This is a genomic window from Oceanospirillum sediminis (assembly GCF_014164585.1).
Lineage (GTDB): Bacteria > Pseudomonadota > Gammaproteobacteria > Pseudomonadales > Halomonadaceae > Oceanospirillum > Oceanospirillum sediminis.
Window position 1 is genome coordinate 1 of sequence record NZ_JACJFM010000050.1, and the last position, 25,757, is coordinate 25,757.

Genomic DNA, 25,757 nt, shown 5'->3' on the forward strand with positions numbered 1-25,757 from the left:
TCCACCCTGATTCAGCTGGATATTCATCACCTCCAGAAGCCCCCGATCAGCTGTCAATGGAACTGGTTTATATTTAACCGGACAGCAGTGACACTGCTTATATATGTTGTTCCTTTAACGCCTGAGGTTCTGAAACTTTTTTGAATAGCAGAGTTCTGTGCTGGTGCTGCCTGCTGCACCAGTATTGCTACTATTAATCAGGAAAGATTGTCACTCGCATAAGCTCGCTGATTACCTTTGATGTACCTGACCCACTAACCAGGAAAAAAACAGTTCGGCATCAGGGCGCAATACTTCTCCGGCCCGCTTCACAGCATAAAAAGATTCACTGGCAGGAATGCGATGATCGCATAACTCCACCAAACGGCCTTCTTCCAGCATTTTTCCTACCATCGAAGATCGTGCTAATGCAATACCCACACCTGATTCAGCCAGACTCATAGCAGAAACCAGCGTATCCAGCTGCATGCCTGGAGATAGATCAACACTATTCTCCCCTGCCATAGAGAGCCAATACCCCCATCCCTCTTCATAGCCTAATACATGCAATAGCGTTTGATTCAAAAGGTCTGCAGGTGTTTCTATTGCCGTTTCAGACAGAAACTCAGGTGAACATACGGGAAAGAGCGTATCCTGTGTTAGCCTATGGGCTTCAAGCCCTGGCCAGTGGCCACTACCCCAACGAATCTCAGCATCGTATACATCATCCATATCCTTTACCCAAAGGCTACTGATATAGCGAATATTTATCTGGGGGTACACCGTTTTAAACGCTTTTATTTTTGGTGCCAGCCAGAGAACAAAGAAAGATAAACTACCTTTTATTCGCACCGGTTGACGCTCTTGTGTGGAAAACAGTTCACTGGTAGCAGCAGCTAACCGCGATATTGCATCCTGCACCACTGGCAAATAAGACTGCCCCTCTTCTGTCAGTGCCAATCCTCTGGGCAGACGGGTAAACAGAGTCACTCCTACATGCTCTTCCAGTAGACGTATCTGCTGACTGACGGCCCCTTGAGTAATACATAGCTCTTCTGCCGCCCGGGTAAAGTTCAGATAGCGTGCGGAAACCTCGAAAGTACGTAACCAGTTTAAAGGCGGTAAAGTTTTCTGACTCATTGAGAGACCTGTGTATTTCTCAGATTGCATAGACGAAAGGATAGCAAAGCCTGAAACAAAAAATAGTATTACAGTGATGGCAATTATAACTACCGGATATAAGTAAATGCTTGTTGCAGATCAGCAATCAAATCTTCACTATCTTCAATACCCACCGAGATACGAACCAGACCTTCCGAAATACCCAGAGCCCGACGTTCCTCTAAGGTATTTTCCACATGACTGGTCGTTCTTGCCGGACCATAAATGGTCTCTACTGCTCCAAGGTTTCCAGCGCAATGAGCATAATGCAGTTGTGGTAGCAGCTCAGTCACCATTGGCATACCACCCCGTAACACAAAACTAACAATCGCCCCAAAACCACGCATTTGTTCACAGGCAATATCATAATTCGGATGTGATGGTAAACCGGGATAATTGACTGTTTCGACCAAAGGCTCGTTTAGTAGGAACTCTGCAATCGCTAAGGCATTGGCCTGCTGCTGCCGCACTCTTAATGCCAGCGTTTTAATCCCTCTGAGAATTAAAAAGGCCGAAAAAGGATCAAGTGCCGCACCATTAATCTCTCGGTAATGACGCACCTGGTTGATCAAAGACTCTTCACCGCAAGCGATCCCTCCCATAACATCACCATGCCCACTTAAAAACTTGGTTGCACTATGCAGAACAATATCCACCCCAAACAACAGGGGATTCTGGTTTAGTGGTGTCGCAAAAGTGTTGTCCGCAATCACCAATGCTCCAACCTGTTTAGCAGCCTGAGTTAAACGGGCAAGGTCCAATATTTTAAGGGTTGGGTTGGTGGGAGTTTCCAGATAAACAACATCGCAACCCTGTAAAATTTCATGTTCAATTTCAGCATAGTTAGTGGTTTCACACAGACAAACATCAACCCCCATACGCGGTAAAAATTCTTCAAAGATTTTATTGGTCCCACCATAGCTATCACGGGTTGAAACGACCCGCTTCCCCTGAGATAAAAAACTGTACAACACACTGCTGATCACCGCCATACCACTGCTGAAGGCGACTGCGGACTCGGCCGATTCAAGCTCGCACAACTTCTGCTCCAGCGCTTCCACTGTAGGATTCGACATACGGCTATAGATAAAGCCCGGTTCCTCCCCCTGAGCCACATCATGCCAGACATCAATATCGTTATAGGCATAAGCGGCACTGGTGACAATCGGCACTTGAGTCGCCCGATAAGGGAGGTTTTCTTGCTCTCCACCCCATACCACCCTGGTGCTATCACCTTTCAAAGCCAGGCCCGTTGCCTTTTTTTCAATCTTCATAAATGCGACTACCTCATACCGTTCTAAAAACATCGCAAGACAACAAGGGTTTGATAGTTTCCTCCCTGAGAACCTGAAAATGTGATGAGTCTTGCCCTGAAGTTTTATTTCGATCCTTGAACTTTTTCGGTTCCAATATAGCGAAAATGGACAAAGTTCAGTAACGATGCAATACACCCCTAAGGGTATTATTTTTTAATGCCTTACACCGTAATAAACGGCATATTCGATCGAAATCAATAAGCAAAGAACATTTCAGCGCCAGAATAGTCATATAGCCATTAGATAAAAAATTTTATTAACATGTAGCCAGAATGAGTTGATAACATATCTATTAAGTCTCATGGGAAGCATAAAAAGCCGGTATCAAACCGGCTTTTTCTTATTCTGTTTTCAACGTGTATTACTGGATATTTTTCATCCAGGTATGAGACTCAAACCATTTACTATAGATACGCTGGTAAGTGCCATCACCTTTAATACGTTTCAGATAGTTATTCAAAAAGTTAACAAAGGTTACGCTGTCGTGACGTACTGCCCAGCCCAAAGGCTCATAGGTGAATGGAGTGTTGAGGTGAAATACACTATCTTTGTGCTCTGCAGCATAGATCGCGTTATAGGGCAGATCATACACAAAGGCGTCTGCCTTGCCATTCTTAACCTGAAGCGCTGCGTCTGCAGAGGTTTCAAACAGATTCAGGGTTGCCTTTGGCAGATACTTCTGCGCAGCCTCTGCACCTGTTGTGCCTAACTGAGATGAGATCGTATATTTAGGGTCATTCAGATCTCTATAGCTCTTCACTACCCCTTTTAACTCAGGCGATAGCAGTACCGTTTGACCGATTTCCAGGTACGGATCAGAAAATAGCACCTGAAGATTACGCAGCGGCGTCACCGTCATGCCACCGATAATCACTTCACATTTACCGGTTTGTAGAGCAGGGATAATACCGTCCCAGGCCGTATTTACCGGCACAAACTTAACTTTCATGGAACGGGCCATATGCCTGGCAATATCAATATCAAAACCGATAAACTGACCATTTTTTGCCTTCATTTCGAAGGGCACATAACCCGCTTCAAAACAGACTCTTAGCTCACCCGTTTCCTGAATTTTATTGATCGCAGAGTTATCTGTAGCCGCTTGAACTGAAACAGATGTTAAGGCAGTCCCCATCAGAGTTGTGCTCAGCAACACGTTTTTCAGTAATTTTTTCATGTTAAAAGTCCTTAAAAATGACAGAACAAAATATTCAGCGACGATGCTCCCTCCCCATAAGAGGCAATGATCGGATGTTTTGTCCTGCAATAAAGTGGAAGAGGGTGCTTAAACTGACGTCAGATGTTTTGATAATTGAGCGATATGCTCAGGGCCAATACCACAACAGCCACCAATTAAACTAGCCCCTTGCGATTGCCACTGTTTTGCCCATTCCAGATAAGACTGTGGCGTCAGGTCAGCACGCAGTTCATCCAATCCATCATTAGCGGTGGCATCTTTTGGCTGTGGCGGGAAAGCATTGGCATAAGCACCAATTCGAATACCCCTCAGCTGCAAATCATCCAGCGTCTGACGGGCCACGACAATCGCATCAGAAATGGTTTCCGGCTGGCTACAGTTAAACAGGATCGCACTGACTCCTGCCTTAGCCATAGTAGTCACCGCCTCGGCTACGGTTTCACCGGAACGCAGTAATGGCGTCTCTGTCGGCTCAGAATCTTCCAGAGTAAAAGATAACCAAACCGGTTTATTCTGTGGATTATGCTGATCAATAATGGTTTTGATACTACAAGCTTCAGCAACCAGGCTTTGCGTTTCACACAACCACAGATCGATATCTGCTGACAGAGCTTCAACCAGAGGTGTCGCGATATCAATGACCTTATCAGCCTGATACAGATCCGCACGATAGGAACCAAAAAGAGGGGGGATAGAGCCCGCAACCAGAACACTTTCACCACTTTCTTGTACTGCGGCACGGGCTTCTCTCACTGCAGATTGAGCTAAAGATTTGCCCTGTTCCGCAAAACGGGTTTCACCAATGTGAAAAGGTACCAGAGCATAACTGTTGGTAGTAATTACCCGGGCACCACTGCGTATAAAGTCTTTGTGGACTTCTTTTACAATGTCCGGTGCTTCTATCATAGCCAGTGCGGACCACTCTGGTTGTTGAAAAGGGGCGCCGCGACGTTCAAGTTCCCGCCCCATGCCACCATCAAGAATAGTGATGTTAAAACTGCTCACAATAAGTATTCCTTAGAACTAAGGCCTGAAACAAATATTGCCCCATCAAAACGATACCGCATTTATCTGAAGGCAATAACATAGCGTAGTATATTTATTCGAACGTATGTCAGATCAACAATACACCTGTCAATATTAATAAAATAAAATATTTTTGTAATATGTAAAAGCTGCTAAAAACCAACGTAATGCATATAAGTTTATAAGGGTATCGAATTAAAAGAGTTTTCCCATTAAAAAAGCATTGTCTTTCAATTAATATATTAATGCCTGAATGATGTTGGTGTTAATTTGAATAACTACGTCAAGGCTATTTTTCAGAGTGTAAAAAATACGTAAACCCCCCCCTTTTCCTGCCAATTCAAGTTAATGTTTCCTGCCAGAGGAAGGCTTTCCATCAATGAAAGATATCATTTTATGAGATATACCAAAGCGTTTAGCCTGATTTGCGCTAAGTTTTGAGAGCTAATAAGTACTTCAATATAAGTATTTATTACCTCCGGCTAGTGGCCTGAGAGGCAAAAGTTATAAATATCGAAAAATTTTTATGCAGGCACTTCATTCGTAAGGGGGAATAGATGACGTGACGTGGTCAAGCAAATACTACCAGTCCAGTTAAGCGGCTTCCTGTAGTCGATAAAATTCCCGTTCACAGTCATTAGGGCTCATATAACCCAGATATGAGTGAAGTCGCTTTTCGTTGTAATACATTACGATATACTCCCGTATATCCGCTATGGCTTCTTGCCGGGTTTGATAATGACGCCACTGTACCCGCTCCTGCTTCAATGTGCCGAAGAAACTCTCAGCAACAGCATTATCCCAGCAGTTTCCTTTACGACTCATACTACCTGTAAAACCATTCTTATCTATCAGCCTTCGGTACGCATGACTGGCATACTGTGATCCCTGATCTGAATGAATAATCAGCCCTTGCGCTGGTTTCCTTCGCCAGATAGCCATTGTCAGTGCATCACAGACTAATCGAGCGGTCATCCGCTTATCCATACTCCAGCCAACCACTTTGCGTGAGTACAGATCGATGATAACGGCCAGATACAACCAGCCTTCATTTGTCCAGATATAAGTAATATCTCCGACATAAGCCTGATTGGGATTCTCAACCCGAAAATGTCTGTCCAGAACATTATCGTAGACCTGCTTATTATGTTCACTGTTGGTGGTTACCCTGAACTTCTTGCGCTGCCTGACTTCCACTTTTGCCGCTTTCATCAGGCGACGGGCCTCACCCCGACTGACCGGATAGTGATGATCTGCCAGCGACTTTATAATCCTGTTCGAGTACCAATGAAATGGCATCCCGCTTAAATTCTTTGGTGTAACTTTTTCTGGCCATTATTTTCTCTCCAGTTAATGAAATTATCCTTAACTGGACTGGTTACATCTATTAGACCACCTCACTTTCCAGTCACTGAGTAACCTCACCAGCAGGCCTTCTGTAACCGCTTGCTGGCAATACATCAGAGGGACCCGGATGATGCCATTGCCTGCCAGAGCACCGGCGACCAGAGGTTGCCCATTCTTACTTTCCAGATAACCATCAATCGTAATATCCTGCTGCTGTTCAGGGTTCTGCACTGACTGAAAGCTCCAGCGTCTGACCGAGCCTGTCAGGCAGCGATGCTGAATCAGATCTCTGGGGTGATCTGGTGAGCCTGAGCGCTGAATATAAGCCGGGCTGGCCAGGGTAACAATTTCGATATCCATAAGCGGTCTGGCAACAAAACCGGCATCTTCCAGATTGCCCATCCGAAAAGCGATATCAAATTCATCCTCAATCAGGTCAACCCTGTGGCTACTGAAATCCAGGTTGACTCTCACATCAGGATAAAGGGCCATAAAGTCGGCCACGTAACGTGCGATAATCTATTCACCAATATAACCTCCGACTTCGCAACCGGACTTTCTGCAGTCCGTTGATACCTTTTGTTTCCCTGCTGTTAAACCCGTGACTGAGCGTTTATCTTGCTACCTCAAGAATGATCGTGATGGGGATCTTGATATGAATTATCAGATTGTAGCAGAGCAGGCCCGGGTCGCTGGGTTAGCGGCCTACGTTTGTTAAGACAGATAACCTGATTAGCTCAGTGTTCTGAATCCGTATATGGTTTTCTTACTAATATTTGCATCTCTAATTGCTGATGTTTATAGCTGTATTGTAGTTTCTCCTATTCATGGGAGGCTGCCCCGTGTGGCCCTGCTGAGCACATTGATTGACAAAAACATGCCGTAGTTGTTTCAGATCATGTCTCGGTTATTGCAGCTAAGGTAATGGTTTCGAAAAATCTGGTGCAGCAGCACACAACTGGTCATAAATAGCTTCAAATCCTTTCGTCCTCTCAGATTCAGGCAAAATTATACCGTGCAGTTGTGAACGCAGTTCATCCCATCTTGCATCCAGCACTTGCCAGTTGTATTCATCATAAGTGCCTTTGAAAATAACTGGTTTTATTTCAATGAATGGCAGCTCTGTTTTACTCTGTTCTGCCAATGTATCTTTATCAGCTTGATAGATCTCAAACTCTTTTTCCCAGCGAGAGCCTAAGCGATCAATACGTCCAATCTGTTGTTCAACCACACCGGGGTTCCATTCAGGATGTAATAGATACACTACCCGACATGCCTGATGCAGATTCAGGCCTTCCCGGCCTACTACAGATTGAGCCACAATAACCTTGGGGTTACTGTGCTGGCGGTTAAAGCCCATTTGCATCACTCTGCGACTATGAGCTGCTGTACCACCATACATTAGCCTTGCCATTCCGCCACGCACATGAGCAAACTCAGTGATCACACGCTCTTCAATGGTTGGCCACAGATCTCTGGCTTCTTCCGCATCCAACTCGCCATCACCATTTTCATCGCCCTCATGCTTTGCCGTTACAACATTCATAAGGTCATTGAAACCAGTTGCTAACTCTTCTGGGGTAAAGTCCAAACCCTCTTTATCAATTAACTCGAAAATGGCATTGGCAAACGGCGTTAAGCAATTTTTCTCCTGATCTTGCTGATTATTTACCGAGGTTTTAAAGGCATCAAAAAGTTGGCCAGTCCGGACATCCAATTGATTCCGCGCCAGCTCTATCCGGTCTAACAGATCCTCTTTTGCTTTATCAACCTGGCGACTGTTTTTGTTATATTGTTGTGCTAAAAGCTGATTAACTTTTTCAACATCCCATTCTAGCTCTAACTGCTTAAGGGCGATCTCAACGGCCTTAACTTCAGATTCAATATTGTGCTCACCATCGCCCATATGAATCTTACTCTGAGGCCAATAACGCTCTTCTTTTAAGCTTATCAGCATGGCCCGTGCATTAAGTAAATTCACCAATGCCCGCATAGGTCGGGTCATTTTGCCAAAGACCAAAACCTTCTGACCATTGGACAAATCCTGCTCAATTTCTTCAATCACCTTTAAAATTGCCGGATGCTTGTATAGCGATTCCTCTCCGCTATCAAATGCATTCGCAATACAAGACTTCCACCAGGCCTGCCGCTGAGCCTTTTTATCCGTCAGTGCCTGCTCATCTGTTTCAAGTGCCTCATCTTCCCCTGAGACTCCTGAAGCGTTTAAAGACTTATCAATAATGCCTGCAATACCATGGCCATTAGCCAATGTCAGTCGGGCTCGCTTTGATGTGGAATCGGTCTGCATACTGGATGATGCAGACAACCCTTCAACGGCACAGACAATTCTCTTCCATTCAGCAGACAAGGTCTTAATTTCTACATTAACGGGGGTTTCCTTTCTGTAGCCATTGATTGATAAGCCCGATTCCTTATGGAACTTCTGAATGGTTTCATCCTGACGTTTGTCACGTCTTAATAGATAAGGTGATAAAGCCGCTTCAAACTGCTTAGCTGCGTGTTTAAAATCCTCACGCCCTTTTTCGTCGGCACGCCAGCTTTGTTTAAGCCTGGTAACTGCCTGAGCATATTCCTGTACAGACTCCAGAATGTGCTCTTGTTTAGCAGGGTCCAACTCAATGCGGTTCAGCATATCTCTCCATTGCCCAACCCCTAATTCAACAGGTGTAGCTGTCATAGCAAGGTGTCTGGCGTGGACTGATTTAATCGCGATACGGTTTAAAATTGTGCTGAGGCTACTGTCTTCGCTCCTGCTCTTATGCGCCTCATCAATAACTATCAGATCAAACTCACCCAAGCCAAGGCCAACGGCCTTTTCTAATAGATCGCGGTTTTCACTACCGGAGGAGAAACTATCACCTCCAAAAGAGTTTTTACCCCAACTAAAATTCTCTCCAATAAAATCAAGCGTTTCTTTCACAACATGATCTTCAGGAAGATCCTTAGCACCATCAACTATGTGTTCAGCACAGACCTTAGCTCTATTTGATACCAAGTCATTATGAGAGTAATAGCCATTGGGCAGACGTTTTTTTAAATCTATTTTTTTACGCCATTGGGCATAGATCTCAGGTAACAGCGCCCATCGGCTTGAGCTAGAACTAGCTCCCATACGCCAACTAGCAAAATTTTGCGATAAAATAACAACCTTCTCTTTATCCCAGGGCTCAGCTTTCTCCTTGCTTTCATATGCAGCAAGAAATCCCCACAAGCTTTTTATCACAGTCTTCGGAGCAAGGTCCTTAGCCCTGTCATTCAACTCACCTTGCCACTGAAAGCCCAATGTTGTTGGCACTACAACTAAAACCCGGCCACCGGCTTTCTTCACAGCACGAATCAGCTCAACAGCTATACGGGTTTTACCCATTCCGACTTCATCAGCAATAATAACGCCTGACTCAGGTATTCTTTTAACCAGGCTATGCACACTGCGTTTTTGACCGGCATTAAGCCTGTCATTACTCTCCAGTGTTTTTAACACATGTTTGGAAACTTTTTCCCATCCCTTAAAACTCATTTTATCGTCCTAATTTTGCTAACGTTTCAAGCCCGAGTTTCTCTTCCAGCCGTTTGAGTAATAGGTCATAGCCCAGGCCTTCATCTGTCTTTGCATTTTCGGCATATACAGGCCTGAAAGGGCTCTCCCACAAAGGTGATAAAGGGTTGATCTCTATCCCCTTAAAGAAAGCAAATATTTCATCACTTTTTAGCTGCTCAAAGGTTTGCTCCAAACGTGTACACCATTGAGACCAGTCTTTTTGAGGTACTGATGTTTGTTTTTCAGCAATTAACTCAATCAATGACATCATGCGATTGATGTAATAACTCTTTTTCGGGCTAGCGACACTATCAGTTTGGGACATTTCGCCCATATCCCGCTCGCCCACACCTTCTTCACCTTCATCCGCAGGCAATAATGGGAATGAACTGAACACGTGCCAGGCATCATCCAGATCTAACTCAGGCAATTCACTGGCTGCAATGCGACCATATTCATCAATAACAGGGATCAGTTCTTTATGGTCGGTACCATTATGCTGCCAGCACAGCGTAAGTTGTCTGGGTTGTTTATCAAACCAATGCAGTTCCTGTTCATTAACCTGCTCATATTTCTCAGGAGCTACATCGGAAAAGGTCAAATCACTGGTTAAAGGTGCATTAGGTTTTAAAACAAATTTATCGTCCAGCGTTTCTTTAATACAGAAATAAGCGATAGGTGAAGCGATATAGAGAGAATCATGCTCCTGCATATCACTGCCCACAGCCAGAGATATAGACTCTTCAATATATTGCCCATCCTCCCAGGAAATAGGTAGCTGATTACTGATACAGCTTTCAGGATCTTCATTACCAAACCATGTCAGCCCCTGAGGAGCAAATACCACTCCAGCTTCAAGATTGCCTCCTGAAGGGGACGCTTTCTGCTTAAAGCCAGGGCCCGTTAAATTCCCTGATCCCAGGTAAATCCATGGACGCTTACACTCATCCTGATCGGAAACCTCTTTAGCGGAAAAAATAAACTTGGCATGTAAGTCACGGGCTGCTGGATTATTCTTATAAACAGGATCATAAGCAGATAAAACACCCCAGCCGGCTTCTTGAAGGCTCTCAAGATTCGCAGCAATCGCCTGACACCCTTTAGGGTTAACAACAATATCTTTTTCGGCGCTTTTAGTTAACAAGCCATGCTCTGACAAATGGGAATGTATATCAGCAATTACAGAAGGTACTTCACCCGTTTTCTCTCCTCCCTGATAGAAACCTGACCCCAAAGCCAGATAATTTCGTTTTTTGCTTCCAGCATGCTCTGCAACCTGATCCGCCAGCTGTGATAATAATGAAGACTGCCTGTTATCAAAAAAGCGCGGTTTAAAACCTTCTACCGCTTTTACGCTATCCAATAGCTGGTGGAATTGTTCAAAACGTGACTGTGTTACAGACACGGCACCTTGAGAGTTGCTTGCATTAAAAATATGGCTATCAAAATGACTCAAGGTATGGGTCAAAAACCTGTAAGCCGCAGCAAAATCCGTACTGTTTTGCTCATCCGGCTGATCAAAAGCCAAATCAATTGACCAGACAAGGTCCAAGCTGTCTTCCAGAGTTTGTCGGGTCCAGTTACCGGTAGAAACAATTAAACGAGCACTATAGTCATCTGTTTCAATCCCTTTAAACAGCAAAATAGCCACTTTGGCATGTAATAGATTAAAGGATTTAGATGTCTCACGCTTAAGGGGGAGATGTAAAAGCCCATAACAATTAGTCATGGAGATTTGAGGGTGGTTAGGGTCCAACATCAAGGCAAGAGATCCACTGCCTTCACGGGCTCTTTGCGCCTGTATATTCAGGGTGAACTTTTCCAGTGCATCATTGAAAAAGTCACTGTCAGCAGAATACCCTGTGATCAAGCCAAACTCACCTTTCTGCCCTTCTGGCGGGGTAAAATAACTGACTAAAGACGGTGCTATTTGCTTACTCATCTGGGGCTTCTTCCTTGTCTAACCAAGTATCTAATCGATTTTCAAAATCAAGGTTTAATACATACATATTCCAAACCCTGAAAGAGATCCCGCTGGGGAACAAACGTTTATGCACTTCCTCATCATCAGACTCAACACTATCCGGTTTACCAAATGCCTGAGCTGGAACAATCAGGTCGCCACGGTTACGCAGAACCACATTGTCCCGTGCAACCAGATACCGGATTACCTCCTGCTCACTGGGAGATGCACAGGCCTGAGCAAACTTTGTCGCAGCTTTGTTAGCAATGGGGTCATGCTCCAGGCTTAAAAACTTTTCTGCAGCCTCTTTCAGAGCAGTAAGTACGGTTTTGATATCACTTGAGAGCACTTGGTTTAAATCAAGCTGACAGGGATTAAGCAGACCGATCTCTGCTTCAATCACGTTTAACAGATCAAGCGCTTTATCACGTAATAAAAAGAAAAGGGCACCGCTTTGCAGATCCTTAAAGTGTTCGGTCTCGATACAACCGGGGTTTTGCCATAAGTCAGGTTCACTAGGTTTGGCAGATGCCACCCAATCAAGAACTCCCCGTCGCCGTGAAACTGCGTCCGGTGCTCCACTTAAAAGAGCTTGTTTAAAGATATTTAAAGCCTGGTCATTGAGGCGAACTAAAGGAGACAGTGCTTTGATTAAACCAGGTCGATTCACTGGCAAACATTTATGTTTATATTCACCCAGCACCCAATTGATTAAGTACTTTTGAATTTTCAAACGGTCGCAGCTTAGATCAACACAACCAGCATCAATAAAATCTTGTCCCTGTTGGCTTAAAGTAAAGCTATTAAAACGTTCACCTGTTGATTCAACCAACCCCAAACCAGGCAGGGCCTGTACAGTACTCATACGCATTGGCTGAGTAACATAGATATTATTAGCACTGAACGCCTTATAGGATAGATCTTTTTGCCCCTGTAACTTGGTACTCCCTCGTAGACGTTCATCAGACTGCCAGCCATTGCTCTCATAAGCTAAAAAGCAGGCTAAGGCTTCAATAGCATTAGTGACCTGAATATTACTGACATTTAGGCCTTCTTTTCTTGCTTCCTTAGCGATACCTATACCCAGGCATGCCAAAAAAACGGTCTTCACATGTCTGACACTACCTAACTGGGGTACTGCCAGATCATTAAATCTTCGAACCACTGAGCTTAGCCCTAGTGTTCTTGTCCGCCTTTGAGATACTACTTTTTCAGGCCCTGATAATCCCCACAGCATAGAACATTCCTTTGGCTGTAAAATATGTTTTGAAAGATGAGAAAGGTTTGCAATGTAGTTTAATTAACCTGGAAAGATGATGTAAGAAGATATTATCTAAATGCTACATTTCAGGTGGTTGACACGGTCGAAGATATACTGTTGGAGGCGATAATCTGGTAGGTGATAATATTACGACAGTTGGGGTGTTATTCATTACAGGAGGGTTGTGCTTACCCTCCTGTTAGATCTCTGTTGAGAGAAGATTACTTACTGGCCCCAATTTTCGATAATTTCAACAAAACGGCTCAGGAACAGGTTGGTCTGGAATGCATCCAGCGCCCGGTGATCAATACTCAGAGAAACATAGCATTTCGGACGAATGCGCATCTCGTCTTCGCCATTGATGGTTTCAACCACCACACGCTTTTCCAGTTTACCAATGCCCAGAATAGCCACCTGAGGCTGATTGATAATAATCGGTGTAGCAAACAGGCTACCGCTGACGCCGTGGTTAGAAATGGTGAAGGTGCCACCTTTCATATCTGCTGCTGTCAGTTTGCCTGAGCGTGCTCTTTCTGTTTGCTGCTGCAGTGCTGTGGCAATCTGGAACAGGTTCATGTCCTGTACTTTTCTCACTACAGGTACGACCAGACCATCATCGCCCAGAGCCGTGCCGACACCGATATTAACGTCCTCAAAAATTTCCAGCGCTTCTTCGTGGAAACGGGCATTGACAGCCGGTACGGTTTCCATCGCTTTAGCGGCTGCAGACAGGAAGTAGGCGGTAAACGTCAGGTTTACACCGGCTTCATTAAAGCCCATCTTGCACTGTTTACGGTGCTCAATGATATTGCCCATATCCATTTCAAACACACTGGTCACATGAGGTGATGTGTGCAGCAGGCTATCGACCATGTGATTGGCAATGGCCTTGCGCATTGAAGTATGAGGCACCATACGGCTCGGAATATCTGAACTGGCCTGAGGGGCAGTAACCGGAGCAACAGGTTTCGCAGGCGTGGGTACTGCGACGACCTGAGCCGCTTGTTGAGCCTGAGGTGATTTCAGATAGGCCAGAACATCATCACGGGTCACACGACCGCCGCGACCACTGCCTGTGATCAGGTCAATATTCAGCTGATGTTCTTTCAGCAGGCGACGAACCACCGGGCCGATCAGATGACGGGCGCTGCGTTCACCGGATACTGCCGGAGTAACCGCCACTGGAGCCGTAGTAACAGGTACGGCATGGGCTACAGAGGCAACGGCAGCCACCGGAGCCATTGCAGGTGCAGAGGCATTAACAGCCTGTAGCTGACCCAGGATACTACCCGCTTCTACTTCTTCACCAATCTGACGGGATTTCACCATCAGTACACCATCAGCCGGAGCAGTGATCTCCATTGTGACCTTATCTGTCTCCAGTTCAATAACAGGATCACCGGCTTTTACAGTGGCGCCGATCTCCACATGCCAGGCCGCTACCTTAGCTGCAGTACCTTCCAGCTGATCGGCAGGCAGCTCAATATCGACCAGTTCTGTAGCTTGTTGAACAGGGGCGGAATTCTGTGCCTGTGCAGGTACGCTGCCCTGACTTTCAACGACTGATAGCTGAGGTGCAGCAGCAGGTGCTTTGCCAGAGATCAGTCCCAGCGTCACACCTTCAGCCACATCTTCACCCGGAATCGCCATGATTTTAGCGATTACTCCGTCCGCTTCAGCACAGACCTCCATAGTAACCTTGTCGGTTTCCAGTTCCAGCAGGGGCATGCCCTGGGTTACCAGATCACCTTCTGCCACCAGCCAGTGCGACACCTTGGCTGTGGTGCCTTCCAGAGAGTCGGCTGGCAGGGTAATGTTAATAGATTCACTCATTGCTCAACCCCCATTAAATTTCGATCAGATTCTTCATCGCATCAGCAATACGTTCCTCATTCGGAACCGCTTTGTTCAGCAGATGGATGTTATGAGGGTTAGGTACGTCAGGCATGGTCAGACGCTGAATCGGTGCATCCAGATCAAAGAACACTTCGTCTGTCAGGGTGGCTGCAATTTCAGCACCGAAACCCGCGGTACGGTTATCTTCGTGCACGATCAGACAGCGACCGGTTTTCACTACGGATTGAGTGACAGTCTCTTTGTCCCAGGGTTGTAGTGTACGCAGGTCGATCACTTCGATATCCAGGTCAAGGCTGTCCGCCGCTTTTTCACAGCGTTCAACCATAGCGCCCCAGCATACAACTGTCAGCTTAGAACCTTCGCGCAGGATTTTTGCCTGACCGAATGGAATAACAAAATCATCACCCGGATAAGGACGACGGGCCCAGCTGTTATCCAGCAGAGTGCGGTGCTCAAAGAAGATCGTTGGGTTGTTATCACGCAGGGCATAACGCAACAGGCCGACTGCATCTTCTGCGTTGGATGGCATCGCCAGCTGCCAGCCGACTTTGTGTGCCCACTCCACCTCATCACACATGGAGTGCCATGGATCACCACGGCGGGCAAAACCACCTGGAATGCGGACAACCATAGGGGCTGCAAACTGGTTGTTGGTGCGCCAGCGCATAATACCGGTATCGGTCAGCTGCTCAGCCGCAGGCTCAGCATACTTACGGAACTGAATTTCAGGTACTGGCATCAGGCCGCTCAGCGCCATACCTACAGAGCGACCGATAATGCCTTCTTCTGACAGACTGGTATCGAATACCCTGTGATCACCGAATTTTTCGTTCAGGCCCAGAGTGGCGCCGTGTACACCACCTTTAGGACCAACATCTTCACCGAATACCAGCACTTTCGGGTTGGTTGCCAGTTCAAAATCCAGAGTCTTACGAATCGCGGTCAGCATATTCAGACGAGCACCTTCCGGTTTCGCCACCGGGCTGGATTGTGGGAACTGATAGCCATCGGCTGCCAGACCACCACGCAGCTGTACCGGGCCTTCCTCGGCGTAAACGTAACGGGTCAGATTATCCGGATCAGGCTCAGGACGCAGCTTGCCACGCTCAACCGACGCTTTAATGGTGTCGTAGCTTTCCTGTTCCAGCTGATTCCAGCTGTCTTCTGTGAAAATACCTTCGCTGATCAGGTGAGCTTTCAGCTTCGGCAGAGGATCACGGGCCTGTTCGTCGGCAATAAAATCTTCAGATTTATAGGTCTGAGTATCCTGGAAAGTGTGGCCGCAGAGACGAGGGACTTTCAGGCGCAGCAGGCAGGTCCCCTGACCTGAACGTACATAGTCAACCGCTTCCTGAATCAGCGCCGGTGTCTGAACCGGATCGGTACCGTCGCCATCAATAATCTTCAGGTTTTTATAGGCTGCCAGGTTTGCCACCTGATCACCACCCGGAGTCTGTACTTCCTGAGGTACTGAGATGCCGTAACCGTTATCTTCGATATAGAACAGGTGTGGCAGATTATTGGTGGTCGAAATGTTCAGCGCCGCCCAGAAACCACTGGTAGACATTGAGGAATCACCACCCATAGAGACAGCAACAGCGCCTGTGTAGCTATCGTCTTTCAGCTCATCACGCTGATAGACAATAGACTGTGCCCAGCCGGAAATCGGTGAATACTGTGCGCCCACACCGCCACACATCGGGAACAGCATCGCGCCTTTGCGCTCTGGGTTCGGGTAGCTGCACACGACACCGATATCACGGCCATCGCTGTAACCACCTGCTTTTGCCATAGGAGAAGCAACCACTTCATCCAGTTCAATACCCAGACTCATCACAAAAGGACGAGAACGGTAGTAGCCAGTGGCAGCGTCGTGTGGGTGAGTCAGTAAAGAGCCCAGCAGGATCTGAGCAAAGTCATGACCGCGAGCAGAGAACTGGTTGAATACCAGTTTCGCGGGAACCAGTTCTTTTTCTTCAATATCATCTAATGCACGGGACTGTAACATCAGACGACTGACGTTGACCCAGTCAACGGCCTGGCTGGCTGTAGCGTGAGAATCGTGTTTTTCAGCAGCAAGGTTCATAGTGAATACCACTTTCTTGTAATTTATTTTTCAGAATTTCTGCATAAATGTTTCGCATCTTTTGATAATTTTAGTTAAAGGTCCGAGAAATTATCTTTCTAAATACAGACTGATTTGACATCATTGAGAAATGAAATTTCTCAAAACTGAGGTTCAGAGAAACATATGATTCTTGATGACTTTGATGTGGCAATTCTTGCTGCTTTGCAACGCAATGGACGTTTAAGCAATCGTGAGCTGGCGGATCAGATTGGCCTGTCTGCAGCACCTTGCTGGAGACGGCTGAAAAAGCTGGAAGAAGAGGGCTATATTAAGAACTACACTGCTGAGTTGGCGCCGGAAAAGGTGAATCTGAATATTGTCGCCTTCGCACAGATATCCATGGATAATCATCACCCGGAAACCCTGGAATCTTTTCTGGCTGTGGTCAGGGATTGCCCGGAAATTCAGGAGTGTCATTCGGTAAGTGGACAGTGTGATTATCTGTTGAAAATTGTCACTCGGGATATGAACTCTTATGAAGAGCTGTTAAGTAAACACCTGTTACTGGCTCATGGTATTCGTTCTACCAGTACTATTTTTTCGATGAAGCAGCCAAAAATATCCAGGGAGTTACCTTTATATGAAGGATTGAAAGGTAATAACCGATAAGCTGATCCGGATACCTTCAGGGTATCCGGGCAGACAGATCGCCCCGGTTATGTGACGATGATTTAACCGGTTACCTGTTCAATCCAGTCCTGCAGGTTATAGTAATTAGTAATCCGGGCGACTTTACCGGACCGGATCTCAAAGAAAGCACCGGCAGGCAGATCATAAGTCTGGCCATTAGCTTCTGGTAAACCTTCATCGGTGGTTAAATATTCACCCAGTACTCTGAATTCAACGGCCGCTCTGTCACCGGTATCATTGGTGGTAATTGAGATATCAACGATCTGTTCACGATAATGGCGATTCATTCGTGTCATAAAAGCCGCAAAGGCATCACGGCCTGTTTCCCGCGTCCCCTGATTAATATCGTGAACGACATCATCAGTTAGCAGGCTCAGAAAATGCTCCATATCCTGGCGGTTAAAAGCCTCGTAATATTGCTGGAGCAGATTAAATGTATCCTGATTCATCTCTGAACTCTCTGAATGGTAAAGACATAACGTAACAGATGATCATAGCAAGTCCGGAGTGACAGCTTTTGTCTGTGTGCGACGTTTTATCCCGGTTATTGGCCTCAGTCTGTTAAGTCGTTTTTCAGCTATTTGCTGAAGTAGTGGATGAGAAGAAGAGATGGAGCAGACAGGAAAGTCCTGTTTCAGATACTTGTATTTTTATACAGTATCTTTGCTATACTCGCGACAATACAGGTAACACATTATTCGGTCGGGGAAAGAGGTTATGGAAAAGTTTGAGCTGATTTATCAGAGAGCGGCAGAGCGCAAAGGCGGAGAAGCTCAGCTGGAAAGCCTGTTGCCTGAAGTTCTGACGCCAGACCAGCTGGCCGGGCTGGATGATAGTCGTTATCTGGCGCAGTTCTCTAAATCTGTATTTCAGTCAGGGTTTGTCTGGCGAGTGGTTGAGCAGAAGTGGCCGGATTTTGAAGAGGTCTTTTTTAATTTTGACCCTCAGACTCTGTTGCTGCTGAGTGATGAACAATGGGAGCAGAAAGGCAAGGATACACGGATTATCCGTAACATGAGCAAGGTGATGACGATTAAGCATAATGCTCAGATGATCTGGGATATGCAGACAGAGCATGGCTCTTTTGCTCACTTTATTGCTCAGTGGCCTGAAGAGGATATTGTCGGATTATGGCTGTTTCTGAAAAAGCGAGGCAAGCGTCTGGGAGGAAATACCGGGCCTTATGCACTGAGACAGCTGGGTAAAGATACGTTTATTTTTTCATCGGATGTCTGGGCATATCTGAAAGCCCATAAGATTGTTTCTGCCAGCAGTGCAACCAGTCAGAGAGCGATGAAAGAAGCTCAGGAAGCTTTTAATACCTGGCATCAGCAGTCTGGTCGCAGCTTGTCGCAAATCAGCCGTATTCTTGCTATGAGTACAGGTGACAATTATCTGTAAGCCTGTGGTCATTTCTTACCTTAACAGATAAAAATAGAGACAATTTTCATTGTCTCTATTCTGGTGTCAGGCCAGAGCCCATTCTACCGCTTTCTCAGCATGTATCGAGGTTGTGTCATACAGAGGCACGTTCGTATCCTTCTGCTGAATTAACAAAGCGATTTCAGTGCAACCCAGAATGACGGCCTGAACCCCCTGTTGATGGAGCTTTGCGATGACCTGCTGGTAAATCTCACGGGACTCTGGCCGGATAATACCCTGACATAATTCCTGATAGATAATACGGTGTACTGATTCACGATCCGTCAGATCCGGTACTGTGACTCTGATATCGTATTTTTCCTGCAGGCGTCCTTTATAAAAATCTTCTTCCATTGTGAAACGTGTTCCCAGCAAACCGACATGATGAATGTTATCTGCCAGTAGCTTTTCTGCTGTTGCATCAGCAATATGCAGTAGAGGGATCTGAACCGCGGCTTCAATTTCGTCAGCCACCTTGTGCATTGTGTTGGTACCTATCATAAGAAAATCAGAGCCACCGGCCTCGATATTACTGGCAGCCTGACTCAGAATACGGGCTGTTTCTGACCAGTTACCTGTATGTTGTAACTGTTCTATCGGGGCAAAATCCACACTGTAAAGACAGATTTGTGCTGAGTGGAGCCCTCCTAAGCGGGCTTTTATGCCTTCGTTCAGAATACGGTAATAGCTCTGAGTAGATTCCCAGCTCATTCCGCCAAGTAAGCCAATCGTTTTCATAATATCTCCTTTGTTTTTCCTGTAATGATCATCCGTTATCTCAGCTGATTACAAACCATACGGATGCTGCCGTTAGTGATGCCATCGCCTTATTAAAGCGATGACGGGCTTTTTCCTGGCTCAGAAAGCGGCCGATGGCGCTGCCAAAACCAGCCCAGGCATTCTGAGTCAGATTCATTACGCAGAAAGCCACCAGTACAATCTGGGTTACTGAATACCAGTAGTCTTCACCGGCAACAGAGAAGGCCGATACCATAGAGAGTGACATAACCCAGGCTTTAGGGTTCAGGTATTGAAACAGAGCAGCTTCTATCAATGTAATGGGTTGTTCTTCTTTATCTGCTTCAGCCATGCCCCGGCTGTGCAGTATTTTCCATGCCAGCCAGATCAGATAACCGGCTCCGGCAATTTTCAGCATCTGATGCAACACCGGCCATTGTTGAAACAGTACACCTAACCCGGCTGCGACCAGGATGATCTGCGAAGCCATGCCCAGAATAATGCCGTATATGGCAGGCAAAGTACGACGATAGCCAAAGCGCGCCCCGGTGGCCGTCAGAATTATGTTATTCGGACCTGGTGTACCGGCCGTAGATAACACGAACAGAGCCAGAGGCAGATAAAAACTGCTGAGTGACAGTATGTTCAAGTGTTCTGTGGAGGATTCCATGCTTGTATCCCTCTGATACTTATTGGACAATTCAGATTGTATCAATACAATTAGATTGAATTATCAATACAATGCATTGTCACTATAGTTTTATGGGTACAATTTTGGCAATAGTTTTATTGTTATGGTGACAATGGGTGGTTGTACACCACAGGGTATGAGAAGGATGCCACTTATCCTGTGCAACAGAGAGAACGATCATGTGGAATCCGGATTTATCCGATTATAACGGTCCCCGGTATATTGCTATTGCGGATGCGATGTCTGATGCGATTAAGTCCGGGGAGCTGAATGATGGTGACCGTTTACCGACTCACCGGGCGCTGGCAGATCAACTGGGAGTAACGGTTGGTACGATTACCAGAGCTTATACTGAGGCCGAACGTCGGGGATTTGTGAATGCCCGTGTTGGACGAGGGACATTTATTGCTACTCAGCATAAACAGGGACAGCGTTTTCGAATTACCGGTGAAACTGAACCTGATGCAGTAGATCTGAGGTTAAATCTGCCTGTGGCAAAGGACCGGGCGATGGTGCTGAGTCAGTCAATGGCTGAGCTGGCCGCCGAACCGGAGCAGATGAACCGTCTACTGGGCTATCAGCCCGATAGTGGTCTGCCGGAGCACAGAGAGCAAGCTGTCAGTTGGCTGAAACAGACCGGTTTGCATGCCTCGGCTGAGAATATTGCTATCACCAATGGCGGGCAGAATGCCATTATGCTGGCACTGCTGGCATTGACCCGGCCTGGTGATATGATTCTTTCGGAAGCCATGACCTACCCTGGCTTTATGGCGATTACTCATCAGTTGCACCTGCGGCCTCAGCCTGTGGCGATGGATGATGAGGGCGTGATTCCATCTGCCTTTGAGGATGCCTGTAAACAATTCTCCCCCCGAGTGCTGTACTGCACGCCAACGCTGCAGAACCCAACGACGGCCATTATGTCTGAGAGTCGTCGTGAAGCCCTGGCGGATGTCGCCAGACGTTACAATGTCTGGATTCTGGAAGATTCGGTTAACTCCAATCTGCTGCCGGATGCGCCTGCTCCTCTGGCTGAGATCGCACCGGACCGGGTATTACATATCAACAGCGCTTCCAAGACCCTGGCAGCCGGTCTGCGGGTTGGCTGGCTGGTATCTCCGCCGGATATAAAGCATCTGGTATCTAATGCTCTGCGTGCCAGCTGCTGGATGACCAGTCCGCTGCTGGCTGAAATTGCCAGTCGCTGGATCGCCAGTGGATTAGCTCAGACGTTGCTGGATGAGCAGAAATATGAACTGGAAATCCGTAATCGCCTGCTGGCCAGTTATCTGGCTGAGTTCGGATTAAAATATAACCTGTATAGTCTTCATGCCTGGCTTGAGTTGCCGGACCCATGGCGTAGCAGCGATTTTATTACCAGGGCGGATAAACAGGGGGTGAAAGTCATTGGTGAAGACAGCTTTATTGTGGCTCAGTATCGTGCACCACAAGCGATACGTCTGTCATCCAGCAGTGCCTGGTCGGCCAGCCATCTGGAAAAAGGTCTGAAAGAGCTTGCCGCTTTGTTAAGACAGGAACCCGTGCCGGTACTTTCTGTGTTCTGATCGGTATTGTTAGCCTTGCGACAGAATGAGTATTCTTAGGCAGGATGCCATGAAACAAAGCCTCATGGAAATAGTGTCTCCATGAGGTTTTATTTTTGTGGGATGCTTTATCTTTGCATGATGTTTTATATTTTATAGTGCGATCTGGCTCCAGACCGCTGCAGATATCATTCTGCCAGAAATGGCCTGATATCAGAACATCTGTGCAAAGAGATTATTTACGCTTACTACAGACCGGGCAGCCGGGATCTCTGGAAAGCTTCATGCTACGCCATTGTGCCGTCAGAGCATCAAATATCTGTAGTTTTCCAGTGGCAGCCTGACCTGCACCGGATAGAATTTTGACCGCTTCCATCGCTTGCATCGCGCCAATAACGCCTACCAGAGGAGCCACGACACCGTTTTCAGCGCAACGCATGGCTTCATCATCCGTTTCTTCATACAGGCAGCTATAGCAGGGACTTTCAGGGTCTTTTGGATCAAATACAGCCAGCTGACCACCAAACTGAATGGCGGCACCGGAGACCAGAGGGGTCTGAACCTCCATGCAGTAGCGATTAACCGCAAAACGGGTTGAGAAACGGTCACTGCAGTCCAGTACCAGATCAACCAGAGCGATCTGCTGCTTCAGCTCATCGCCACTCAGCTTTTCAGGCAGAGGCAGTACATGGCAGTCAGCGTTCAGTTCCCTGATGGACTCCCAGGCTGAGTCGACTTTAGCCCGGCCAATATCCTGCTGGCCATGAATAATCTGGCGTTGAAGGTTTGACAGGTCCACATCGTCAAAATCACTGATCACCAGGCTGCCCACTCCGGCAGCTGCCAGATAAAGTGCTGCAGGTGATCCCAGACCTCCCATGCCTATGATGAGTACACGGGAGTTCAGCAGATTCTGCTGACCCTGAATATCAATTTCAGGCAGCATAATCTGGCGACTGTATCTCAGCAGTTGCTGATCGTTCATGGCTGGTTTTTACCTTAATAGAGCGTGTTTCAAGTCAGTTGATTTTCGTCAAATTCTGACAAGTCCGGTACATAGATGGAGGCATCTTCTTTCACCTCTTCCATGACCACATAACTTTTAGATTCTTTAACGCCAGGCAGAGTCAGTACCACATCTTCCAGTAATTGACGATAAGCCGACATTTCCGGGATACGGCATTTCAGAATGTAGTCAAACTGACCGGATACCAGGTGGCATTCCTGAATCTGAGGCTGTTTTGATACAGCACGACGAAACTCGTCAAATACTGCAGAAGACTGGGTCTCCAGACTGATTTCTACGAAAACCAGCAGATTTGCTCTCAGATATTTAGGGTTAAGCAAGGCTTTATAGCCTTTGATAACCTCATTTCGTTCCAGGCGTTTAACACGTTCAAGACATGGTGTTGTCGAAAGACCGACCTGATTAGCCAGGTCGACATAAGAAATACGGGCATTCTCCTGTAAACAGGACAGAATTTTGAGGTCAATACGATCCAGTGCGCGCGGTTTTGATGGTTTCATAAGCGGGTCTGAGCGTCTCGTTGATCAGAGTGTTTTACTAGTTATTATCTTTATGTCAGCAATAATTGCTGGCACAAGCTTAGCGTTAAGGCCCGATATAATTCAAGGTTTAAGCCGGAGAAATCACTAATACTTTATTACCAGGCGGCAGAAAAAAACTACGAATCATTGATTTATGCCACCTTCAGACAGGGTGGTCAGAACAATTTACTGATTGGCTGATAAATGACATCCCAGAGTGATTCTGTCCTTTCCGGCCAGATCCTGAACACTTCTGACTTGTGTGAAACCCTCCGTCAGCATAATTTTCTGTACGGCATAAGCCTGATCACAGCCATGTTCCAGCAGCAACCAGCCCTGATCTTTCAGGCAACGCTTTACCTGAAGGCAGATCCGACGAATATCGTCCAGTCCATCAACACCGGATGTCAGGGCTGACAGTGGTTCAAAGCGCACATCACCCTGCTGCAGGTGAGGATCATTGGCTTCAATATAGGGCGGGTTTGAAACGATCAGGTCAAAATGATGTTCGGGCAGTGCCTGACACCAGTCGGATTGCACAACCCGGACATTATTCAGACCCAGGCGTGTCCGGTTTTGCTCTGCCAGCTGAACCGCACCGGTCTGATAATCACAGGCGGTAACGGACCAGCCGGGCTGTTCACTGGCCAGAGCCAGCGCAATAGCCCCGGTGCCGGTGCCCAGATCTGCAATGCTGGCTCCGGCATCAACGGGCAGAGACAGTGCGGTTTCTACCAGGGTTTCTGTATCAGGGCGTGGAATCAGAGTATCCGGACTGACTTTCAGTTCAAGTCCCCAGAATTCACGAAAGCCGGTCAGGTAGGCGACAGGCTGTCCGATCGCCCGCTCGGCAATCAGGGCTTGATATTGTTGCCACTGAGCCAGAGTCAGTACTTTATCTGACCAGGTATACAGCCAGGTTCTGTCTTTCTCCAGTACAAAAGCCAGTAACAGTTCCGCATCCAGACGTGCAGTATCTGACACCTGGCTGGCCTTATGTAGGGTTTCACAGGCCCGGACGATAGCCTGTTGGATATCAGGAAGAGTACTCATGAGGGACTTCCGAAAAGATAGGGATCATTGTCAGATCAGATTGCAGACGATTTATTCAGGGAGCTGACCGGATTATCAGATAATCCGGTCAGACAAGATATAAGCTGATCAATCGCTTAATGCCGCCAGCTGGTCTGCCTGATGTTCTGCTACCAGAGGGTCAACCACTTCGTGCAGTGCGCCTTCCATCACTTCGTCCAGCTTGTACAGTGTCAGGTTGATACGGTGATCGGTTACCCGGCCCTGAGGGTAGTTATAGGTACGGATACGCTCAGAACGGTCACCGCTGCCTACCAGACTACGGCGGGCATCAGACTGCTCCTGTGCGGCTTTATCTTCAGCGGCCTGCTGGATACGGGAGGCCAGCAGAGACATGGCTTTAGCTTTATTTTTATGCTGTGAACGCTCATCCTGGCATTCAACCACGGTGCCGGTTGGCAGGTGAGTGATGCGGATCGCCGAGTCTGTGGTGTTAACGTGCTGACCACCGGCCCCGGATGAACGATAGGTATCAATACGCAGATCTGCCGGATTGATATTGACTGTTCCAACCGCATCGGCTTCTGCCATCACGGCTACGGTGCAGGCCGAGGTATGGATACGACCCTGAGATTCTGTTGCCGGAACCCGCTGTACACGGTGGGCGCCGGATTCAAACTTCAGCTGAGAATATACCCGGTCTCCGCTGATACGGGTGATAATTTCTTTAAAGCCTCCGTGCTCGCCTTCATTCTGGCTGATGATTTCCACCTTCCAGCGTTTTTTCTCAGAAAAGCGAGAGTACATGCGGAACAGATCACCAGAGAAGATAGCGGCTTCATCACCACCGGTTCCGGCGCGAATTTCCAGAAAGACGTTACGTTCGTCATTCGGATCTTTGGGCAGCAGCAGCTTCTGAAGATCCAGTTCCAGGCCTTCCAGTGCTTCCTTACCGGCCTCAATTTCTTCCTGAGCCATCTCCCGCATTTCAGCGTCGCCGTCTTCCAGCATCAGCTTCGCTTCTTCAATATTATCCAGTACTTGCTGATAGTGATTAAAGGCTTCAACAACAGGTTCCAGCTCTGAGTATTCCTGAGAATAGTTACGGAATTTATCCTGATCAGAGATAATTTCTGCATCGCTCAACAGGGCCTGCAGCTCTTCAAAACGGTCTTTTAACAGATCCAGTTTGGCTAGAATGGATGGTTTCATATCGACTCTTCCGCGTGGCGGTTATTTAAAGTGGCTAAAGGGTTGTCTGATTGAGCTCACTGATATCAGGTCACGCGGCACAATCGGGATTTATCAGAGGCTGACAGAAGTGTCTTAAGCGTCGCTTCTGCCAGCGAAAGGTGAG

At 47.0% G+C, this 25,757-nt stretch carries 20 protein-coding genes and 1 pseudogene; 3 read left to right on the top strand and 18 right to left on the bottom strand.

Features of this window, described 5'->3' with window-relative positions; all coding sequences use genetic code 11:
* Positions 1 to 231: 231 nt before the first annotated feature.
* The 11 genes and pseudogenes from H4O21_RS22060 to H4O21_RS22110 all read right to left on the bottom strand — a co-directional run bounded on the left by H4O21_RS22060 (position 232) and on the right by H4O21_RS22110 (position 16,753).
* The gene (locus H4O21_RS22060) at positions 232 to 1,119 is read right to left on the bottom strand and encodes a LysR substrate-binding domain-containing protein (protein WP_182811285.1); all 888 of its coding nucleotides are present in this window, start codon (positions 1,117 to 1,119) and stop codon (positions 232 to 234) included.
* A gap of 89 nt (positions 1,120 to 1,208) precedes the next feature.
* Positions 1,209 to 2,414: a cystathionine gamma-synthase family protein gene (locus H4O21_RS22065; RefSeq protein WP_182811288.1), complete on the bottom strand. Its 1,206-nt coding sequence runs from the start codon at positions 2,412 to 2,414 to the stop codon at positions 1,209 to 1,211.
* A gap of 403 nt (positions 2,415 to 2,817) precedes the next feature.
* Complete coding sequence (locus H4O21_RS22070; protein WP_182811291.1) at positions 2,818 to 3,633, bottom strand: transporter substrate-binding domain-containing protein; 816 nt, start codon at positions 3,631 to 3,633, stop codon at positions 2,818 to 2,820.
* A 108-nt stretch (positions 3,634 to 3,741) separates the two neighbouring features.
* Positions 3,742 to 4,659 (bottom strand): homocysteine S-methyltransferase family protein, encoded by a 918-nt coding sequence (locus tag H4O21_RS22075; protein ID WP_182811293.1) that lies wholly within the window; start codon positions 4,657 to 4,659, stop codon positions 3,742 to 3,744.
* Positions 4,660 to 5,274: 615 nt separating this feature from the next.
* Positions 5,275 to 5,961, bottom strand: a pseudogene (locus H4O21_RS22080) (IS3 family transposase); the annotation flags it as partial.
* Between the two features lie 84 nt (positions 5,962 to 6,045).
* The gene (locus H4O21_RS22085; protein ID WP_368737581.1) at positions 6,046 to 6,531 is read right to left on the bottom strand and encodes a substrate binding domain-containing protein; all 486 of its coding nucleotides are present in this window, start codon (positions 6,529 to 6,531) and stop codon (positions 6,046 to 6,048) included.
* Between the two features lie 412 nt (positions 6,532 to 6,943).
* On the bottom strand, positions 6,944 to 9,565 hold the full coding sequence (locus H4O21_RS22090; protein ID WP_182811301.1) for an SNF2-related protein: 2,622 nt from the start codon (positions 9,563 to 9,565) through the stop codon (positions 6,944 to 6,946).
* 1 nt (position 9,566) lies between these two features.
* A complete protein-coding gene (locus H4O21_RS22095; protein WP_182811304.1) occupies positions 9,567 to 11,528 on the bottom strand; it encodes a phospholipase D-like domain-containing protein in 1,962 nt (653 codons plus the stop codon).
* Complete coding sequence (locus H4O21_RS22100) at positions 11,521 to 12,786, bottom strand: hypothetical protein (RefSeq protein ID WP_182811306.1); 1,266 nt, start codon at positions 12,784 to 12,786, stop codon at positions 11,521 to 11,523. Before H4O21_RS22100 ends, H4O21_RS22095 begins: the two co-directional genes overlap by 8 nt.
* A 249-nt stretch (positions 12,787 to 13,035) precedes the next feature.
* Positions 13,036 to 14,643 carry a 2-oxo acid dehydrogenase subunit E2 gene (locus H4O21_RS22105; RefSeq protein ID WP_255487421.1) on the bottom strand — a complete coding sequence of 536 codons (1,608 nt, stop codon included), beginning with the start codon at positions 14,641 to 14,643 and terminating at the stop codon, positions 13,036 to 13,038.
* A gap of 13 nt (positions 14,644 to 14,656) precedes the next feature.
* Complete coding sequence (locus H4O21_RS22110; RefSeq protein ID WP_182811309.1) at positions 14,657 to 16,753, bottom strand: alpha-ketoacid dehydrogenase subunit alpha/beta; 2,097 nt, start codon at positions 16,751 to 16,753, stop codon at positions 14,657 to 14,659.
* Positions 16,754 to 16,918: 165 nt separating this feature from the next.
* Between H4O21_RS22110 and H4O21_RS22115 the strand changes: the two genes are divergently transcribed.
* Positions 16,919 to 17,404, top strand: a complete 486-nt coding sequence (locus H4O21_RS22115) for an Lrp/AsnC family transcriptional regulator (protein WP_220495800.1) — start codon at positions 16,919 to 16,921, stop codon at positions 17,402 to 17,404.
* 62 nt (positions 17,405 to 17,466) lie between these two features.
* On the opposite strand, the gene H4O21_RS22120 is transcribed toward H4O21_RS22115, so the two are convergent.
* Positions 17,467 to 17,874 carry a ketosteroid isomerase-related protein gene (locus tag H4O21_RS22120; RefSeq protein WP_182811312.1) on the bottom strand — a complete coding sequence of 136 codons (408 nt, stop codon included), beginning with the start codon at positions 17,872 to 17,874 and terminating at the stop codon, positions 17,467 to 17,469.
* A 268-nt stretch (positions 17,875 to 18,142) separates the two neighbouring features.
* Between H4O21_RS22120 and H4O21_RS22125 the strand changes: the two genes are divergently transcribed.
* Positions 18,143 to 18,826, top strand: coding sequence for a DNA-3-methyladenine glycosylase I (locus tag H4O21_RS22125; RefSeq protein WP_182811315.1), 684 nt, complete (start codon positions 18,143 to 18,145; stop codon positions 18,824 to 18,826).
* 66 nt (positions 18,827 to 18,892) lie between these two features.
* On the opposite strand, the gene H4O21_RS22130 is transcribed toward H4O21_RS22125, so the two are convergent.
* Both H4O21_RS22130 and H4O21_RS22135 read right to left on the bottom strand, forming a co-directional pair.
* Positions 18,893 to 19,585, bottom strand: a complete 693-nt coding sequence (locus tag H4O21_RS22130) for an aspartate/glutamate racemase family protein (RefSeq protein WP_182811318.1) — start codon at positions 19,583 to 19,585, stop codon at positions 18,893 to 18,895.
* A 40-nt stretch (positions 19,586 to 19,625) separates the two neighbouring features.
* Positions 19,626 to 20,255: a LysE family translocator gene (locus tag H4O21_RS22135; RefSeq protein WP_182811321.1), complete on the bottom strand. Its 630-nt coding sequence runs from the start codon at positions 20,253 to 20,255 to the stop codon at positions 19,626 to 19,628.
* Positions 20,256 to 20,455: 200 nt separating this feature from the next.
* Between H4O21_RS22135 and ehuR the strand changes: the two genes are divergently transcribed.
* On the top strand, positions 20,456 to 21,841 hold the full coding sequence (gene ehuR / locus H4O21_RS22140) for a MocR-like ectoine utilization transcription factor EhuR (RefSeq protein WP_182811324.1): 1,386 nt from the start codon (positions 20,456 to 20,458) through the stop codon (positions 21,839 to 21,841).
* A gap of 214 nt (positions 21,842 to 22,055) precedes the next feature.
* Here the strand turns inward: ehuR and H4O21_RS22145 are convergent, their stop codons facing one another.
* The 4 genes from H4O21_RS22145 to prfA all read right to left on the bottom strand — a co-directional run bounded on the left by H4O21_RS22145 (position 22,056) and on the right by prfA (position 25,612).
* Positions 22,056 to 22,805, bottom strand: a complete 750-nt coding sequence (locus H4O21_RS22145) for a HesA/MoeB/ThiF family protein (protein ID WP_182811327.1) — start codon at positions 22,803 to 22,805, stop codon at positions 22,056 to 22,058.
* 29 nt (positions 22,806 to 22,834) lie between these two features.
* Positions 22,835 to 23,347 (bottom strand): Lrp/AsnC ligand binding domain-containing protein, encoded by a 513-nt coding sequence (locus tag H4O21_RS22150; RefSeq protein WP_182811330.1) that lies wholly within the window; start codon positions 23,345 to 23,347, stop codon positions 22,835 to 22,837.
* 207 nt (positions 23,348 to 23,554) lie between these two features.
* Positions 23,555 to 24,421, bottom strand: a complete 867-nt coding sequence (gene prmC / locus H4O21_RS22155) for a peptide chain release factor N(5)-glutamine methyltransferase (RefSeq protein WP_182811333.1) — start codon at positions 24,419 to 24,421, stop codon at positions 23,555 to 23,557.
* A gap of 108 nt (positions 24,422 to 24,529) precedes the next feature.
* Positions 24,530 to 25,612, bottom strand: a complete 1,083-nt coding sequence (gene prfA, locus H4O21_RS22160) for a peptide chain release factor 1 (protein ID WP_182811336.1) — start codon at positions 25,610 to 25,612, stop codon at positions 24,530 to 24,532.
* Between the last annotated feature and the right edge of the window lie 145 nt (positions 25,613 to 25,757).

What these genes read in the sequence shown, in the direction of transcription:
- H4O21_RS22070 (WP_182811291.1), bottom strand. Translation starts at nt 3,633, where the DNA reads ATGAAAAAATTACTGAAAAACGTGTTGCTGAGCACAACTCTGATGGGG.
- H4O21_RS22095 (WP_182811304.1), bottom strand. Translation starts at nt 11,528, where the DNA reads ATGAGTAAGCAAATAGCACCGTCTTTAGTCAGTTATTTTACCCCGCCA.
- H4O21_RS22120 (WP_182811312.1), bottom strand. Translation starts at nt 17,874, where the DNA reads ATGAATCAGGATACATTTAATCTGCTCCAGCAATATTACGAGGCTTTT.
- H4O21_RS22150 (WP_182811330.1), bottom strand. Translation starts at nt 23,347, where the DNA reads ATGAAACCATCAAAACCGCGCGCACTGGATCGTATTGACCTCAAAATT.
- H4O21_RS22115 (WP_220495800.1), top strand. Translation starts at nt 16,919, where the DNA reads ATGATTCTTGATGACTTTGATGTGGCAATTCTTGCTGCTTTGCAACGC.
- H4O21_RS22065 (WP_182811288.1), bottom strand. Translation starts at nt 2,414, where the DNA reads ATGAAGATTGAAAAAAAGGCAACGGGCCTGGCTTTGAAAGGTGATAGC.
- H4O21_RS22090 (WP_182811301.1), bottom strand. Translation starts at nt 9,565, where the DNA reads ATGAGTTTTAAGGGATGGGAAAAAGTTTCCAAACATGTGTTAAAAACA.
- prmC (WP_182811333.1), bottom strand. Translation starts at nt 24,421, where the DNA reads ATGAGTACTCTTCCTGATATCCAACAGGCTATCGTCCGGGCCTGTGAA.
- H4O21_RS22100 (WP_182811306.1), bottom strand. Translation starts at nt 12,786, where the DNA reads ATGCTGTGGGGATTATCAGGGCCTGAAAAAGTAGTATCTCAAAGGCGG.
- H4O21_RS22135 (WP_182811321.1), bottom strand. Translation starts at nt 20,255, where the DNA reads ATGGAATCCTCCACAGAACACTTGAACATACTGTCACTCAGCAGTTTT.
- H4O21_RS22125 (WP_182811315.1), top strand. Translation starts at nt 18,143, where the DNA reads ATGGAAAAGTTTGAGCTGATTTATCAGAGAGCGGCAGAGCGCAAAGGC.
- H4O21_RS22130 (WP_182811318.1), bottom strand. Translation starts at nt 19,585, where the DNA reads ATGAAAACGATTGGCTTACTTGGCGGAATGAGCTGGGAATCTACTCAG.
- H4O21_RS22110 (WP_182811309.1), bottom strand. Translation starts at nt 16,753, where the DNA reads ATGAACCTTGCTGCTGAAAAACACGATTCTCACGCTACAGCCAGCCAG.
- H4O21_RS22060 (WP_182811285.1), bottom strand. Translation starts at nt 1,119, where the DNA reads ATGAGTCAGAAAACTTTACCGCCTTTAAACTGGTTACGTACTTTCGAG.
- H4O21_RS22145 (WP_182811327.1), bottom strand. Translation starts at nt 22,805, where the DNA reads ATGAACGATCAGCAACTGCTGAGATACAGTCGCCAGATTATGCTGCCT.
- prfA (WP_182811336.1), bottom strand. Translation starts at nt 25,612, where the DNA reads ATGAAACCATCCATTCTAGCCAAACTGGATCTGTTAAAAGACCGTTTT.
- ehuR (WP_182811324.1), top strand. Translation starts at nt 20,456, where the DNA reads ATGTGGAATCCGGATTTATCCGATTATAACGGTCCCCGGTATATTGCT.
- H4O21_RS22105 (WP_255487421.1), bottom strand. Translation starts at nt 14,643, where the DNA reads ATGAGTGAATCTATTAACATTACCCTGCCAGCCGACTCTCTGGAAGGC.